Source organism: Liquorilactobacillus mali KCTC 3596 = DSM 20444 (assembly GCF_000260415.1).
Lineage (GTDB): Bacteria > Bacillota > Bacilli > Lactobacillales > Lactobacillaceae > Liquorilactobacillus > Liquorilactobacillus mali.
The window spans coordinates 1-15,629 of record NZ_BACP01000041.1; the positions used below are offsets into that span (position 1 = coordinate 1).

At 34.4% G+C, this 15,629-nt stretch carries 16 protein-coding genes; 12 read left to right on the forward strand and 4 right to left on the reverse strand.

Features of this window, described 5'->3' with window-relative positions:
* Window positions 1-345 precede the first annotated feature (345 nt).
* The 3 genes from GSM_RS07610 (at window position 346) to GSM_RS07620 (ending at window position 1,223) form a co-directional block, all read left to right on the forward strand.
* Window positions 346-657 carry a hypothetical protein gene (locus GSM_RS07610; protein WP_010078053.1) on the forward strand — a complete coding sequence of 104 codons (312 nt, stop codon included), beginning with the start codon at window positions 346-348 and terminating at the stop codon, window positions 655-657.
* Between the two features lie 2 nt (window positions 658-659).
* Window positions 660-851, forward strand: coding sequence for a helix-turn-helix transcriptional regulator (locus GSM_RS07615; RefSeq protein ID WP_010078054.1), 192 nt, complete (start codon window positions 660-662; stop codon window positions 849-851).
* Window positions 852-926: 75 nt separating this feature from the next.
* A complete protein-coding gene (locus tag GSM_RS07620) occupies window positions 927-1,223 on the forward strand; it encodes a hypothetical protein (RefSeq protein ID WP_010078055.1) in 297 nt (98 codons plus the stop codon).
* Between the two features lie 155 nt (window positions 1,224-1,378).
* Here the strand turns inward: GSM_RS07620 and GSM_RS07625 are convergent, their stop codons facing one another.
* On the reverse strand, window positions 1,379-1,708 hold the full coding sequence (locus GSM_RS07625) for a winged helix-turn-helix transcriptional regulator (protein ID WP_010078056.1): 330 nt from the start codon (window positions 1,706-1,708) through the stop codon (window positions 1,379-1,381).
* A 279-nt stretch (window positions 1,709-1,987) separates the two neighbouring features.
* Between GSM_RS07625 and budC the strand changes: the two genes are divergently transcribed.
* A complete protein-coding gene (budC, locus tag GSM_RS07630) occupies window positions 1,988-2,764 on the forward strand; it encodes a meso-2,3-butanediol dehydrogenase (protein WP_010078057.1) in 777 nt (258 codons plus the stop codon).
* Window positions 2,765-2,963: 199 nt separating this feature from the next.
* Window positions 2,964-3,500: a GNAT family N-acetyltransferase gene (locus GSM_RS07635; RefSeq protein WP_010078058.1), complete on the forward strand. Its 537-nt coding sequence runs from the start codon at window positions 2,964-2,966 to the stop codon at window positions 3,498-3,500.
* A 425-nt stretch (window positions 3,501-3,925) separates the two neighbouring features.
* Here GSM_RS07635 and GSM_RS07640 read toward each other — a convergent pair whose 3' ends face one another.
* Window positions 3,926-4,672 (reverse strand): MurR/RpiR family transcriptional regulator, encoded by a 747-nt coding sequence (locus GSM_RS07640; RefSeq protein ID WP_010078059.1) that lies wholly within the window; start codon window positions 4,670-4,672, stop codon window positions 3,926-3,928.
* A 146-nt stretch (window positions 4,673-4,818) separates the two neighbouring features.
* Here GSM_RS07640 and pfkB point away from each other — a divergent pair, with 146 nt between their 5' ends.
* The 3 genes from pfkB to GSM_RS07655 all read left to right on the forward strand — a co-directional run bounded on the left by pfkB (window position 4,819) and on the right by GSM_RS07655 (window position 8,788).
* On the forward strand, window positions 4,819-5,751 hold the full coding sequence (gene pfkB, locus GSM_RS07645) for a 1-phosphofructokinase (protein WP_010078060.1): 933 nt from the start codon (window positions 4,819-4,821) through the stop codon (window positions 5,749-5,751).
* Between the two features lie 62 nt (window positions 5,752-5,813).
* A complete protein-coding gene (locus GSM_RS07650; protein WP_010078061.1) occupies window positions 5,814-7,778 on the forward strand; it encodes a fructose-specific PTS transporter subunit EIIC in 1,965 nt (654 codons plus the stop codon).
* Window positions 7,779-7,801: 23 nt separating this feature from the next.
* The gene (locus tag GSM_RS07655) at window positions 7,802-8,788 is read left to right on the forward strand and encodes a tagatose 1,6-diphosphate aldolase (protein ID WP_003690869.1); all 987 of its coding nucleotides are present in this window, start codon (window positions 7,802-7,804) and stop codon (window positions 8,786-8,788) included.
* 451 nt (window positions 8,789-9,239) lie between these two features.
* Here GSM_RS07655 and GSM_RS07660 read toward each other — a convergent pair whose 3' ends face one another.
* Window positions 9,240-9,557 (reverse strand): ArsR/SmtB family transcription factor, encoded by a 318-nt coding sequence (locus GSM_RS07660; RefSeq protein WP_003690868.1) that lies wholly within the window; start codon window positions 9,555-9,557, stop codon window positions 9,240-9,242.
* A 119-nt stretch (window positions 9,558-9,676) separates the two neighbouring features.
* Window positions 9,677-10,618, reverse strand: coding sequence for a nucleoside hydrolase (locus GSM_RS07665; protein WP_003690866.1), 942 nt, complete (start codon window positions 10,616-10,618; stop codon window positions 9,677-9,679).
* A gap of 268 nt (window positions 10,619-10,886) precedes the next feature.
* Between GSM_RS07665 and GSM_RS07670 the strand changes: the two genes are divergently transcribed.
* The 4 genes from GSM_RS07670 to GSM_RS07685 all read left to right on the forward strand — a co-directional run bounded on the left by GSM_RS07670 (window position 10,887) and on the right by GSM_RS07685 (window position 15,596).
* A complete protein-coding gene (locus GSM_RS07670; protein WP_390173872.1) occupies window positions 10,887-11,873 on the forward strand; it encodes a BMP family lipoprotein in 987 nt (328 codons plus the stop codon).
* Between the two features lie 146 nt (window positions 11,874-12,019).
* Window positions 12,020-13,543 carry an ABC transporter ATP-binding protein gene (locus GSM_RS07675; protein ID WP_003690862.1) on the forward strand — a complete coding sequence of 508 codons (1,524 nt, stop codon included), beginning with the start codon at window positions 12,020-12,022 and terminating at the stop codon, window positions 13,541-13,543.
* 14 nt (window positions 13,544-13,557) lie between these two features.
* On the forward strand, window positions 13,558-14,640 hold the full coding sequence (locus GSM_RS07680; protein ID WP_003690859.1) for an ABC transporter permease: 1,083 nt from the start codon (window positions 13,558-13,560) through the stop codon (window positions 14,638-14,640).
* Complete coding sequence (locus tag GSM_RS07685) at window positions 14,637-15,596, forward strand: ABC transporter permease (RefSeq protein ID WP_003690858.1); 960 nt, start codon at window positions 14,637-14,639, stop codon at window positions 15,594-15,596. Before GSM_RS07680 ends, GSM_RS07685 begins: the two co-directional genes overlap by 4 nt.
* Window positions 15,597-15,629 lie beyond the last annotated feature (33 nt).

A 15,629-nucleotide genomic window follows, 5' to 3' on the forward strand; every position in this document is an offset into this window, starting at 1 on the left:
TATTGCTAAGTCATCAACAACTTGGTTTCAATAATCAAATTAACTAATTAAACATTGGTTTAAACAAAGTTAACTGTTCCTAATAAGAATTAGTTAGCTTTTTTGATGTGTTTTAAACATGTAAAAATATATAAAGAGTAGACTCTCAAAAGTATGCATTTACAAATACATTTTTTAAGAATACTACTTGTATGCCACCCTTAAAAGCTCGTTATTATATTAGTTTTTCATTTGAAGTAATAGATAATAGACTTTATTTTAACATGATAAATAACGTTATAAAAAATTACATTCAAAATTGACTTATTATAAAATATTTTTTACAAAAAGAGGGATTACTTAATAATGGAAAATATTTTTAGTAGTTGGTTAATAGAAGTTATAATTGGGATACTAGCGATAACTGTACTATCATTTTTTGCAGGGATAAAACCAATTAGTGAAGAGAAGGTGGAGGAACTGGAATTTTTAATTAGAACTAGATCAATCACATTTTCATGGGTCGGGTTGATGTCGGTATTAGTTTTTTCAGTTTTTGATAACTTTTTTACCCCTAAGTTTGTTAGTGTTTCAAAATGGGATCCGTTATTTTACATTGGGATTAGTCTAATACTTTACTTTATTAGCTATGTCATCAACAAAAGGAAGTATTCATAATTTTGAAGAACAAAATATATGAACAGCGTGTATTGAGAAAGTGGTCACAGCAAAAATTAGCGACGTTGTGCGGTGTTTCGAGACAAACAATAAATGCGCTTGAAAAGCAAAAATATTCTACTTCACTAGAATTAGCTTTTAAATTAGCTAATGTATTTAATACCACTGTTGACGCATTATTTTACCAAAACTAGCTAATATTTAGTGGTCATGATGTGACAAAAAAATGAAAGCCAGAGATCTTTCAAACAATAAGAGGTGATCAAAAGATGGATATGTTTTCAGTATTATTTTGGTGTATTGCCGTTATTGCTACGGTCTTACAATATATCTTTGGCTATTTTAATTTAAGAATTACAGGTTTTTTGATACCTCTATTATATAATGTCTTTCTAATTTTACTTTTTTTCAATGGAAAACACATCACTTTAGTAGCCGCAGTAGCCGTATTAGTTATACGAAACTTCTGGTTATTTGGCTATTTTGTTAGCGGGAAAAATAGACATGAAAAGAAGATAAGAGGGGAAATTGAAAGAATGAAGGCGAAAGATTTATCACGAAGATAAGGATAATTTCCTGTATTTATCCCCTGTACTAAACTAAGTTAACTTTAAAATTAGAAAAAATTTATATCAAAAAGCCTGCCAATGTGATAATTGTGTTGCATTGGTAGGCTTTCTGCCATTTTAAGATTGAAAAGATAATAAAATAAGTCATTTGATCATTGTAAGGGATGATTCTTGCCAAACTTGGTAATTTCATTCAGCAATGGAATTAGTTCTTTCCCTTTACTACTCAATGAATAAACGGTCTGTGGTGGGATAGTTTTAAAGTCATGGCGTTTAACTAAATCATCTTTTGCAAGTTCTTTTAATATTTGGCTCAATGTGTGAGGTGTAATCCCATTGATTGATCGTTGTAATTCGTTAAAGTGATAATCTTTGTGATGCAGATGGTCTAGAACAATAACTTTCCATTTACCGCCAATTAAAGCCATTGTGTTGGCTGAAGAACAGTTACACTGTACTAATTGTCGATATGTTTTTTGCAATTTTAAAGCCTTCTTTCAGTATGTAAAGGTAGTATCAAATTAATCAGTACTGTCTATAATTTAACGCCTATTGTAAAATGTACCTATTCAGTTGTCAACGACAGTAGTATAAAGAAGGAAAGTATAAATCTCAAAAAAATAATTAATATTTAGGAATTTGATTTTGTTATTCCTGCAACTAATTTATTTCTTTAAATGGAGGCTTTCAAAACTCAAATTAAGTAACTAAGAATAGAATTTATCAGCTATTTATAAAATTTAATTAAAAGAGGTAATAAAATGACAAAAAACAAATATGACTTAGAAAACAAAGTAGTTTTATTAACAGGCGGTGGTAGTGGAATCGGTCGTGAAATTACCCAAAGCTTTTTAGAAAATGGTGCGAAAGTAGCTGTAGCTGGACGTCATTTGAAATCCTTACAAGAAACCATTCAAAACTATCAAGATGATCAAGCTGTAGCTCTTGTTGGGGATGTTTCCAAACCTGAAACATCTAAAAACTTAGTTTATGAGGTTCAGAAAAAATTTGGAAGAATAGATATTGTTGTTAGCGATGCTGCGGCATATATTAGTGGTACGATTGATCAACTAAGTAATGATGATTGGGAAAAAGTTCGTCAAACTAATATTGATGCCTTCTTCTACTTGGCTACAGCTACTTATTCTGCATTAAAAGAAACTCAGGGAACGTTGATTGCAATTTCATCGGTTTCTGGTATATCAGGCGATTGGTCGCAGGCCATTTATAATGCAAGTAAACATGCCATTAACGGTTTTGTTCGTTCTTTGGCATTAGATTGGGGTAAGGATAATATCAGAGTAAATGCAGTTGCTCCAGCATTTACGCTTACCAGAATGACAAGCGATGTGGCAACAAATAAAGATCAGTTAGCGCTGATAAACAGTCGAGTAGCATTAGGGAGACCAGGAACTCCTGAAGATATAGCCCCCGCGGTACTATTCTTAGCCACAGAAGATGCAAAATATATTACGGGAACTATTTTGACTGTAGATGGGGGAACAAGTGCATCGACCGGGCAGCCAAACTTAAACTAAGATTACAAAGAGGTATAGCACATAGTGGTAAAATTTAACCTTTGAACTGGTCACTTACATGTGTGTGGTGTGTTAGAATCCGAATAAGGTTCGGTAAGAAGTTAAAGCTCTGGCTAGTGATTTTTTTGCAAAATTACTATATTCAAAATCAACGGGTAACTACTTCTCTTAATACTTTTGCGAAACGGTGGGGGAAAATATGAAAATAACTTTAAAAATGCTTCAACGTGATGAATTGTCAGATTTTTGGGATCTGGCATTTAGTAATCCAAATGCCGAATGGACTAAGTGGAATGGCCCGTATTTTCATGATAAATTACCAAAAAAAGCTGATTTTATAAGCAGTGATAAGAATAACTATTTAAATAATCCCTTTAGAAAAGTTATTTGGGTCGATGATCAAATGGTTGGAATGGTTTTTGCATATTATGAAGATACACCGTTAAATAAATGGTTAGATATAGGTATTAGTATTTATCAACATACAAAATGGAGACAGGGTATAGGTAAATTGGCCCTAACACAGTGGATTACTGAACTTTTTAACGAAGTTCAGCTTCCACATATTGGTTTAACTACATGGTCTGGAAATTACCGAATGCTGGCACTTTCGGAAAGTTTAGGTTTAAAAAAAGAGGCAGAAGTACGAAAGGTTCGCTACTGGCAAGGAAAGTATTGGGATTCCGTAAAGTATGGAGTTCTAAAAAGCGAGTGGATTCAGCTAATTAATTCATAAGATCATGGTTGCCAAGATTGTTGTTAATTAAAGTATCGTTCTAAATTGGATTGATTTCTACCAAGCAGCCTAGTAAATTTATATCAAATTTGTTTTTCATGGTTGCAAGATAAACTATTTGTTACAAACGTAGGTTAAAAAAAGAGCTTTTACAAAAGTTGTTAAGAATTGAAAATGTTTTTTTATGTGGTCATATACCTGATGTTATAGTATTGAGAAATTAAATATGGTTTTAAAAATAAATTATTACATTATGAATTAGCAACATTAAAGTTACCATATTAATGTACAACTCTAGAAATTATATTTATCATAATTAACCGCCAGCATAACTGGTGGTTTTTTATTATTACGAGAAGAGCTAAATTATTCAAGAAATTTTTTAAAGAAAGAAAATAAAGCATATTAGTCCTTATAATTTTTAATTATTTTTTTGTTCTAACAACATAGGAGTCCATTAAAATTCGAGTCATGATTTGTAAAGGAAGCCTTGAGCGAACCTCGTAATTAGGAAAATAAGTGGTTTCTGATTTAAAACCACAAAAAAGAAGATCAGAAAGTGCTGCAATTGATGAGCTAGGATTGGTTGTAAAAACAATTTTGGTGACTTCTTTTTTTTCCAATGTTTTTGCAGCTTCAATTAGTTCTGATGTTTCTCCATTTAATGAAATAAAGATTGCAACACAATTTTTTGATATTTTTTTTGCAACTGTCTTGATGATATTGGGGTCTGTTTGCAATTCGGCATATTTGTCGACTAGTTGTAACTTCATTTGTAACTCATGGCCAATAGATTCAGATAAGCCACGTGCAAAAACGTATACCATCTTTGCATTTTTGATTTGATGCACAGTATCTTCAATTATATCGATTTCCAAATTTTTGAGAGTATTATTAAGCTCAGTTTCGTTTTTCATGATAACGGAACGAATCTCGCTATCTGCTTGCACTAAAATATTATATTTTGGTTCATTTTTTTGTGTACTTAATAATTCGTGGCGAAAAGCTGTATATCCAGAATAACCTTTTTTTTTCATAGTACGTACAATTGTTGCAGTAGAAACATTAGCGTATTCACTTAATTTTACAATTGATAGTTCACTGATTTTATCAATATGGTTTTGAATTAAATTCCACAAATATTGTTCTGAACTACTTAATTTTTTACTCATATTCTTCTTCTCCTTTTATTTATTAAATTGTAAACGCTTTTCGTAATACAGCTTACCATAAACCAATTTTGAAAACATTTTCAAAAAAATTTATTTAAAATAGAAAATGTAGGAAAGTGATTTAGCTGAAAAGGAGGAGAAGATAATTGATTTATACTATAACGCTTAATCCAGCAATTGATCTTTTTATTGATACTGAAAGAATGGAACCTAATATGGTTAATCGTACAAAAAAATATGATATTCAGGCTAATGGAAAGGGAATTAATGTATCTTTCATTTTGAAAAAACTAAATTTAATAAGTACAGCTTTGGGAGTTGGAAATGGATTTACAGCTAAATATATTCAAGATGAATTACAAAAAGAAGGTATTTTGAGTTACTTTACTGAAAGCCAGGGAATAACCAGAATTAATGTTTTCGCAAGGGTTAATCAGGGGAAAAAAGAATATAAACTGGTAAATCCAGGACCAACAGTTAAAGTTGAACAACAGGAGGAACTATTACAATATTTAGTGATGATGTTAAAAAAAGATGATGTACTTTGTATTTCTGGTAGCTTTTCACAAGGAATAGATCCAGAAATTCTTACTAGATTTGCTAAAGTTGCAGCATCTAAAGATACTAAAGTTGTTATCGACACTAGTTATCCACAAGTAATGGACATTTTAGGTTATCATCCATGGATTCTTAAACCTAATGAGGATGAAATCAAAACTTGGTTTAATATATCTGAAACTTTGAATATCAGACAATTAGCAAAGTTGGGGCAAAGTTTAGTTGTGAAGGGAGCTCAAATAGTTCTAATTTCACTTGGTAACGCAGGGGCTTTGTTAGTTACAAAAAATAAGATACTTTACGGTAATGCACCTAAAATAGAAACTTTAAATACAGCGGGTGCAGGAGATTCAATGTTAGGGACTTTTATAGGAAATATGGTCAAAAATGTTGACTTAAAAACTGCTTTAAAAAGAGCAATTGCCGCTGGAAGTGATGCAGCAAGGCGAGAATGGATTACAGATTTTTCTGCAGCTACTGAGTTAGAAAAAGAAATTCAAATAACGGACATAATTTTTTAAAGAAATACTTTGTAATGTAAACCTATGACCCTGTCAGTAAGAAATGAAACGGAGGAATAATTATGGTAAAGTATAAAATTATTGCGGCAACTGGTTGTGCTACCGGAATTGCGCACACTTACATGGCACAAGAGGCATTAGAACAAGCTGCTGCTAAAAGGGGTTTTTCAATCAAAGTTGAAACTCATGGACAAACGGGTGTTGAGAACAAATTATCATCTATCGATATTAGTACTGCTGAGGCTGTTATCGTTGCTGCTGATATTGATGTCGATGCAGATCGCTTTGCTGGAAAACGAGTGGTAATTGTACCAGTTGCACGTGGAATTCGTGAACCAGACAAATTAATTGAACGTGCATTGTCACAAGATACGCCTATCTATAAAGCAAATCAAGTGACAAAAACTTCATCAAATACAAATGTTTCACAAAATACAAGTGAAAGTATGATTACAAAAATATACACTTCTTTGATGAATGGTGTTTCACACATGCTCCCGCTGGTAGTAGCTGGTGGAGTTTTGGTAGCTATCTCATTTTTCTGGGGTATTTATTCGGCTGATCCAAAATCATCTCAGTATAATCATTTTGCTTATATGTTGAACACCATTGGAAGTACAACAATGAATTTGATGGTCCCTGTGCTTTGTGCATATATTGCAGAAGCTATCAGTAAGCGTTCAGGATTAATTGTTGGTTTTGCTACAGGTATGATTGCTTTTAATAATGGAACAGGTTTTTTAGGGGCAATTGTTGGTGGTTATCTAGCGGGATATATTGTTAAAGCATTGCAGAGCCTTTTGAAACCGCTTCCCGAAAAAGAGTTTAGAGGTCTTAAAGCTATCTTTCTTTATCCAGTACTAGGTGTTTTTATTTCAGGATTAATCATGTGGTTTATTTCAACACCAATGAAAACAATTAATATTGGAATGATGGATTTCTTGAAAGGAATGCAAAATTCGGATCCCTTAATTTTAGGAATCATTGTTGGTTGTATGGCTGCTTCAGACTTCGGTGGACCAATCAATAAGGCAGCATATTTAACAGGAACTGCTTTATTAGCACAAGGAAACTACTACTTTATGGCAGGTGTTTCAGCTGCCTGTATCGCCCCACCATTAGCTACTGGATTTGCTGTATTAATGAATCCAAAAGCGTATTCTAAAAATGAACGCAGCGCAGGATATGTTAATTTTTTACTGGGATCAACTCACATTACTGAGGGCGCTATTCCATTTGCTGCTAAAAATCCATTATTAAATATTCCAGCATTTATGGTGGGAGCTTCAATTGCTGCTGTTCTATCCTATATGTCAAAAATTCAAGTACCTGCACCTCATGGTGGGTTTATTGTTTTACCACTAGTAAACCATCCATTTCTCTGGGTTATTTATATAGTCATAGGAGCAATTGTTTCAGCAGCTTTATTAGCAATAATTGCAGGCCGCCAAGCAAAAAAACATGGTGGCGTTATTGAAGCTGGTGGGGGTATGGGAATGATTATCGGTGAAAATGATGATGTTGAGCCTGTTGTGAAACCTAACAAACAAATTCAAAATGAATTTACAAATGAAGTGAAAGATGATTGGAATAAAATTTTAAGTGAAGACAACATTTTTTTGAATGTTTCTTTTAAAAATCAACAAGAGGCTTTACGTTACTTATCTGAACAGGCGGCTAAACGTGGATTAACTAATTCGGCAGAAAATGTCTTTCAAAAGTACGTTCAACGAGAAAAAGAAGGATCCACTGGTATGGAAAACGGAATTGCAATTCCACATGCTCAAGATAGCTCTGTTAAGAAGTCTAGTATGTTGATTGCTAAATTGAACAAGCCTGTTAGTTGGAATACATTTGATGGGAAACCAGTAGATTTAATTATTTCATTTTTGATTCCTGAGCAAGATAACGGAGCACATTTGCGTTATTTGTCGAGTACTGCAAAGTTATTAACGCATCAAGATTTCATTGACCAATTAAGAAATAGTAATAGCGGAAAAGAAATTGCGGCACTTTTTAATAAATAGTAAATATAAAAGGGGACTTAAAAATGAATGAAACTAAAAAAAATTATTTAAGAGAACTGGTCAATGAAGATGGAATAATTGCTGCTCTAGCAATTGATCAGCGTGGATCTTTGAAGAAAATGATTGCAACTGCTGCAAATAAGGAAAGTAATGAAACAGATATTGTTGAGTTCAAAAAATTAATTTCTAGTGAATTAACAACATATGCTTCAGCAATTTTACTTGATCCAGAATATGGACTACCGGCAGCAAAGCTACGGGCATCTAATTCGGGATTATTAACAGCTTATGAAAAAACAGGTTATGATACAACTGCTCCAGGGAGAATGCCGGATTTACTAGCTGATTGGTCTGCTTTACGATTAAAAGAAGCTGGAGCAGATGCCATTAAGTTTATGCTATATTATGATGTGGATGAAGATAGGGAAATTAATCATAAAAAGCAGGCATTTGTTGAACGTATCGGTGCAGAAAGTGCAAATGTTGGTTTACCATTTTTTCTTGAGTTAATGTCATATGATGCTAATATCGAAGATACTAGGAGTAAAGAATATGCTCAAGTTAAACCTCATAAGGTTATTGAAATGGTTAGAGAATTTGCAAAAGAGCGCTATCAAGTTGATGTTCTCAAAATTGAAGTTCCTGTAAATATGGACTACGTTGAAGGTTATGCCAATAGTAGCGATATTATTTACAGCACAGATGAAGCTTTAAGTTTTTTCAAGGAACAAGATAAAGCTACATCAAATGTACCATTCATCTTTTTAAGTGCGGGTGTATCAGCTGAACTTTTTCAAAGAACATTAAAATTTGCTTCTAAAGCAGGTTCAACATTTAATGGTGTTCTATGTGGCAGAGCGACTTGGCGAGGTGCGATTGAACCCTTTGCTAAGGAAGGCAAAAAAGCTGGAGAAAAATGGTTGCGGAATGAAGGTCGTCACAATATTGAAGAGTTAAATGAAATTTTGAAAAAAAATGCAATGCCTTTGTTTAACAAAGTTAAATTATAAGAGTTCTGGAAGTAGCAAAGAAGATATTATTTCAATTAACAGATATTTAAAAACAATCATAATAATATCAATTAGTATGTCAAGTCCCCACTTTTTGTTAAGATAGAGAAGGAAACTGCTTTATTACAACATATCAAGGTCATGATCTGACTAAAAGATTAGGTAGTAAGGTAAAAACAAGCTTATCCAAGAAAGAAGTATTGTCGGTTCAAGAATACAACAATTTTATTGAAAGAAATTGTTAATAATTAATGTTTTATTTTTTGGTGAAAGGTGCTGGATCAAAAATTATGACCTGGCTCTTTTTTTTATTTTGGATACTGGAAATCAAACTAGTTTGTGAGGGTGTAAAAAAGGAGGCTTTTACGCCTCCTTTTTTAAAACTGTTTAAATTGTACATAAACAGCAGAATGATCTTATTTTCTTCCATTTGTATATTTATCTAGGATAACTATAAATTTCCTTCACGTACGTGTTCCCTAACCTGTTCGAAGATAGTAATGATATGCTGATCAGATAGTTCATAATTAATTTTCTGACCATTACGAATACCCTTCACTAAACCAGTTTGTCGCAAGAGTTTTAGTTGATGAGAAATAGCTGACTGTGTTATTCCAATTTCATCGGCTATTTCATTAACTGTCAAATTCTTGTTGGATAGTAGTGAAAGAATTTTATAGCGTGTTTGATCGCCGAAAGCTTTGAATAGCTGTACACTGCGTTCTAGTTCAATGGTGCTTGGTAAATTATGCTCAGATGATTTTGTCATTTAGTTCACCTTTAGGTAAGAGTAAATTTTATAGAAAATTCCTATTTGAAGTTACATTAGCTCATTATACCGCAAAATGAATAACTTTAAAAAGAACAAACACAGGTATTTAAATGTTCTTAATCAACTTTTTTTGCTAATTTATCAATCAGGTCAAAGAACTTCGCGTTATCTACATCATATACAAGGTTTGCCTTGCGGCCATTTTCTGTTAAGTAAGTGCGGCCATCACTTGGGGTCTTGGTACTAACATCGCAGTGAACTTCTTTGGTTTTAACAAGACTTGAATCATAAAAGTAACAAGTTGTTAGAACATCCCAAAGATAATAGGTAGAATAAGTTTCAAAGAGACCCAGTTCAGGGACAAAGGCATAACTGTTACCGATAAAATCAAGACCAGGATAGCGACGCTGTGCGGCCCAATGCAAACGAACAGTTTGTGTTAATGGAACATTATTCGTACTTTCAAGACTAACTAGATCAATTGGAATGTCCGAATCAAAGACGGTTTTAACAGCTTCTGGATCCCAAAAAGCATTCCATTCTTGAGTATTGTCAGAGTCGGGTTCTTCAACATTACCTTTCTCTAAGAATGTTCCACCCATCCAGACAAGACGCTTGATTTTTTTTGTGATACTTGAGTCAAGTTCCAAAGCACGGGCTAAATCTGTTAGCGGACCGGTAAAGACCAACGTTATTTTATCTGAAGAATTTTGTAATTTGTGGAGCAAGTCTAAATGGGCAGGTTCATCAGCTTCAGGAGTTATTATCTTGCCACTTTCATTGAGGATAGGTAGTGCATTCTCAGAATATGTTGAAATACGCCATTCTTTTGGAAAAGGATGAACACCACGAGAATTTGAGGTTGCCACGGCTAAGTTAGCGCCATGACCAAAACGATCTATGATTTTACGACTTGCTTGAACAGATGGTCCAACGTAACTATCAGCGTCAACAGCTCCGACGCCAATTAAATCAGTATTATCCATTTGTAGAAGTAAGAATAAAGAAATTAGATCATCAACGCCCCCATCATGATTAAAATATACTTTTTCTGACATATATTATTTAAACCCCCATAAAATATTTTTATTCAACGCAAAGCGAATTATACAGAAGATAATACCGTTCGTCAAAATAGATAATTATTCATAAGCTAACATACTCTGTCATAAGATACTTTGTTAAAAGCGAACAATTTCAAAAAAAAAGCATAAAATATATTGATTCTGCATAACTTAATGTGTATACTTTAGACTATTAAGAAAATTATATTTTGGGGGCTGTATTTTAGTGAAAAAAAGAGTCTTAGCAGTATTAGCAGCGACAATGATGGCAGGGGCAATTCTTGTGGGTTGTGGAAATAGTTCATCATCTAGCAAGGGAACAAAACATTCGGCGGCTTTGGTAACTGATGGTGGCGGGATTGATGACAAATCATTTAATCAGTCAGCATGGGAAGGCCTAGAGAGCTGGGGAAAGAGTCATAATCTCCAAAAGGGTATCAATGGGTATAATTATGCTCAGTCTACTGATGATTCAGACTTCTTACCAAATATCAATAAGTTAGTTAAAGCAAAATATGCAACTATTTTTGGAATTGGTTATAAGCTTGATAATGCAATTTCAAAGGCTTCAAAGGCAAACCCTGATGTTAACTTTGCAATTATTGATTCAGTTGTAAATAACCGTAAGAATGTTGCTTCTGTAACATTTAAGACAGAGCAATCTTCATTTCTTGCAGGTGTCGCTGCAGCTAAAACAACAAAGACAAATAAGGTTGGATTTATTGGCGGAGTCCAAAGTGATGTTATTACAACATTTGAAAAAGGATTTGAACAGGGTGTTAAGGCTGTAAATCCTAAAATTAAGATTGATGTTAAGTATGCTGGTTCATTTACAAAGGCTGATGTTGGGCAATCATTAGCAACTGCTATGTATAATAATAACGAAGATGTTATTTATCAGGCGGCCGGTGGTACTGGTGCAGGTGTCTTCACATCAGCAAAGAATGTGGCAAAAAATGGCAAAAAAGTATGGGTTATCGGTGTTGATCAAGATCAAAAAGCCGATGGTAAATACAAGGGCGGTAACGTTACTTTAGCTTCTGCTATTAAGAAGGTTGGTACGGCCGTTAAGGATCTCTCAAATGATGCAATGAAGAACAAGTTCCCTGGTGGGAAAACTGTAACTTATGATCTTAAGAGTAATGGTGTTGGACTTGTAAACGATAATATGTCAGCAAGTGCATGGAAAGCTGTTCAATCATATCAAACAAAGATTGAGAATGGGACAATTAAAGTTAGCCCTAAATAACAAAATAAAGAATGGTTGTAATTAGCAGATGCATTTTGGTATTATAATTAATAATTGATTGTTTGTATAAAATGGTGAAGCATTGGGAAATAACCAATTCTTCACCATTTTAGTGCATAGGGTATGAGAACTTTAAGGAGGACCATATGGAAGATTATGTCGTTGAAATGAGACACATTACGAAACAGTTTGGTAGCTACAAAGCAAATAATGATATCTCATTGCAATTAAGAAAAGGTGAAATTTTAGCACTTTTAGGTGAAAATGGTGCGGGCAAGTCAACTTTGATGGGGATGCTTTCAGGTTTATTAGAACCAACTGACGGTGAGATATTAATTAATGGCAAAGTCGTCAAGATGGAGAATCCAAGAGATGCTAAAAAGTTGGGGATAGGGATGGTCCACCAGCATTTTATGTTAATTCCTGCTTTTTCGGTGCTTGAAAATATTATTCTTGGCGATGAACCAACAAAAGCAACAAGTATAAATTATAAAAAAGCAGCAAGTGATATTGAAAAACTGGCAGAAAAATATCATTTGGATATTGATATAAATGCAAAAGTTCGTGATATTACGGTTGGAATGCAGCAAAGAGTTGAGATTATGAAGGCATTATATAGGAAAGCAAATGTTTTTATTTTTGATGAACCGACAGCAGCGTTAACTCCTCAGGAAATCGAGCAGTTAATTAAAATTTTGCGTGCTCTTGCAGAAGAAGGCAACTCAGTGATATTCATCACACATAAGCTCAAAGAAATTAAAGAAGTTGCTGATCGTTGTGTAGTGATTAGGATGGGGAAGGTTATTGAAACAGTTCAGGTTGCAGAGACAAAAGAAGAAGTTCTTGCTGAAATGATGGTTGGCCGCAAGGTTAACTTCGCAGTAGAAAAAAAGGAGACTGACAAGTCAAAGACTATTTTGGCAGTTAATGATTTGAATGTTGAAGCTCATGGATTGCTTAAAGTCAAAGACTTGGATTTAAATGTTCATAGTGGAGAAATTGTTGGTGTAGCCGGGGTCGATGGAAATGGACAAAGTGAATTAATCGAAGCGATTACTGGGCTACGTAAAATTAAAAAAGGCTCTATAGAGTTAAAGGGTAAATCGCTGCAGAATCTGAGTGCCCGCAGAATATCAGAAGCTGGTGTGGGCTGTATTCCAGAAGACCGGCAAAATGTGGGATTAATACTGCCCTTTACAATTGCTGAAAATCTCGTTTTGAAAAGCTATTATAAAAAACCTGCCAGTAGGCATGGTCTGTTGAATTATAAGAAAATTAATGAGTTGGGTAAACAGCTTATTAAATCTTTTGATATTCGTTCACAAAGTGAAAAAGAACTTGCAGGAGATCTTTCTGGTGGGAATCAACAAAAAGTAATTGTTGCAAGGGAAATTTCTGCTAGTCCAAATCTTTTGATTGCGGCTAATCCAACTCGTGGTGTTGATATTGGCGCTATTGAGTATATACATGAAAAAATCATTGAGCAAAGAAATACTGGGCGCGGGGTACTTTTAATCAGTTTTGAACTCGATGAAATCTTGAAGCTTTCTGATAGAATTGTGGTAATGCATGAAGGCCAGATTGTTGGTGAGATTGATCCCAGACATACATCTAGTGAGGAACTCGGATTAATGATGGCTGGAAAAACACCGATTGGACAAGAAGGATAGGGGAGGAACATACAGTGAATACTAAATCACTTAAAGGATTAGCTATACCTTTAGTTTCAGTTTTGGCCGGTTTTATAGTTGGTGCAATTTTGATGCTAATATTTGGATATGATCCGATTCAGAATTACCAAAATCTATTGGTTGGATCACTCGGTGGTGTTTATTCAATAGGTGAAACTTTACGAAACATGATTTCCTTAATTTTAACCGCTTTGGGATTTGCGGTAGCAAGTAAAGCTGGTTTTTTCAATATTGGTGGGCCTGGCCAATATTTGATTGGCTGGTTTGGTGCAATTGTTTTTACACTGAAGTTTTCACATTTGCCTGCAGTTATTCTGATAATTGGCGCACTTTTATGTGGAGCATTGGCCGGGGGCTTATGGTCTATGATAGCCGGTGTTTTACGGGCATACTTTGGAACTAGCGAAGTTATTACTACAATTATGCTGAATTACATTATTTTGTACATCGTTAATTTTGCAGTGAAAAGCTGGCTTGCCAGCAAGGGTAGTGATTCTTCACCTAATATTACTTCTAAAGCAAACTTAAATACGCCTTTTCTGCAGCATATTACTGATAATTCAACGTTTAATTGGGGCTTCTTTATTGCGTTAGCAGTTGTTGCTTTGGTTTGGTTTTACTTCAATAAAACTAAATCTGGATTTGAAATTCAGGCAGTTGGTCTAAATGAATCTGCTTCGCAATATGCAGGTGTCAATGTGAAGAGAACAATAATCATCGCAATGTTGATTTCTGGCTTATTGGCCGGACTTGGTGGTGCAATTGATGGACTTGGCAATTTTGAAAATATCTCAGTTTCTAATAACTTACCTAATGTTGGTTTTAATGGCATGGCGGTAGCATTATTGGCAGCTGAAAATCCGATTGGAATTGTTTTTGCCGCGCTGCTTTTTTCAGTGTTACAAATAGGTGGATTGAGTATTTCGGTGTACTCTAATACGCCAAGTGAAATTGTTGATATAGTTATTGCTTCAATCATTTTCTTTGTTGGTATCAAGTATGCATTTGAACTTATGGCCAAAAAAGGCTGGTTTAACCGTAAGAATAAGGTAGGAAAAGGTGGTGCTGAAAAATGAGTTTAACAACTATATTAATGACGGTCTTTTCAACGACCTTTGTATATGCAGCACCACTTATCTTCACTGCCTTAGGTGGAACCTTCTCTGAAAGAAGTGGTGTCGTTAATGTCGGACTTGAAGGCATGATGATTATTGGAGCATTTGGAAGTACAGTGTTCAACCTGACTTTTGCAAGTACCTTTGGGAGTCTTACTCCATGGATATCACTATTTGTTGGTGCCTTATTCGGGTTAGTATTTTCAGTATTACACGCTGTTGCTACCGTTACTTTCAGAGCTGACCACATTATTAGTGGGACAGTTTTGAATCTTATGGCACCAGCACTAGCAGTGTTTCTTACAAGAGTTATATATGAAGGCAAGGGACAAACACCAGTTATTAACCAGAGTATGGGTGATTTCACCTTTCCGATTTTGTCTAAAATTCCATTTATTGGGAAAATTTTATTTACGAATACTTCACTTGTGGCTTTTATCGCAATTATTGTCGGTATTTTGTGTTGGTATTTCTTCTTCCGTACAAGTATTGGATTAAGGATGAGATCTGTGGGTGAAAACCCAGCGGCAGCTGATACACTAGGAATTAATGTAGTTAAATACAAATACATGGGTGTTTTGATTTCAGGATTCTTTGGTGGGATTGGTGGTGCCGTAATGGCACAATCGATTACACTGAATTTCTCGGCAAGTACTATTTCAGGACAAGGGTTTATGTCGCTAGCAGCCATGATTTTTGGCAAATGGAATCCTTTAGGTGCGACGGGAGCAGCATTGTTCTTCGGTTTAGCCCAAAGCTTGCCAATCATAGGAGCTTATATTCCCATATTATCGCATGTTAATTCAGTTTGGTTCCAAATTGCACCTTATGCGATAACAATTATTGTCTTAGTAATCTTCTTGGGTAAGGCGGTCGCACCAGCTGCGGATGGTCAGAATTATATCAAGGGAAAATAAACGAAAATTATCATTTAAAATTAAATAAAAGAA

What these genes read in the sequence shown, in the direction of transcription:
- GSM_RS07665 (WP_003690866.1), bottom strand. Translation starts at nt 10,618, where the DNA reads ATGTCAGAAAAAGTATATTTTAATCATGATGGGGGCGTTGATGATCTA.
- GSM_RS07660 (WP_003690868.1), bottom strand. Translation starts at nt 9,557, where the DNA reads ATGACAAAATCATCTGAGCATAATTTACCAAGCACCATTGAACTAGAA.
- GSM_RS07640 (WP_010078059.1), bottom strand. Translation starts at nt 4,672, where the DNA reads ATGAGTAAAAAATTAAGTAGTTCAGAACAATATTTGTGGAATTTAATT.
- GSM_RS07670 (WP_390173872.1), top strand. Translation starts at nt 10,887, where the DNA reads ATGATGGCAGGGGCAATTCTTGTGGGTTGTGGAAATAGTTCATCATCT.
- GSM_RS07620 (WP_010078055.1), top strand. Translation starts at nt 927, where the DNA reads ATGGATATGTTTTCAGTATTATTTTGGTGTATTGCCGTTATTGCTACG.
- GSM_RS07675 (WP_003690862.1), top strand. Translation starts at nt 12,020, where the DNA reads ATGGAAGATTATGTCGTTGAAATGAGACACATTACGAAACAGTTTGGT.
- GSM_RS07685 (WP_003690858.1), top strand. Translation starts at nt 14,637, where the DNA reads ATGAGTTTAACAACTATATTAATGACGGTCTTTTCAACGACCTTTGTA.
- GSM_RS07635 (WP_010078058.1), top strand. Translation starts at nt 2,964, where the DNA reads ATGAAAATAACTTTAAAAATGCTTCAACGTGATGAATTGTCAGATTTT.
- GSM_RS07610 (WP_010078053.1), top strand. Translation starts at nt 346, where the DNA reads ATGGAAAATATTTTTAGTAGTTGGTTAATAGAAGTTATAATTGGGATA.
- GSM_RS07655 (WP_003690869.1), top strand. Translation starts at nt 7,802, where the DNA reads ATGAATGAAACTAAAAAAAATTATTTAAGAGAACTGGTCAATGAAGAT.
- GSM_RS07650 (WP_010078061.1), top strand. Translation starts at nt 5,814, where the DNA reads ATGGTAAAGTATAAAATTATTGCGGCAACTGGTTGTGCTACCGGAATT.
- budC (WP_010078057.1), top strand. Translation starts at nt 1,988, where the DNA reads ATGACAAAAAACAAATATGACTTAGAAAACAAAGTAGTTTTATTAACA.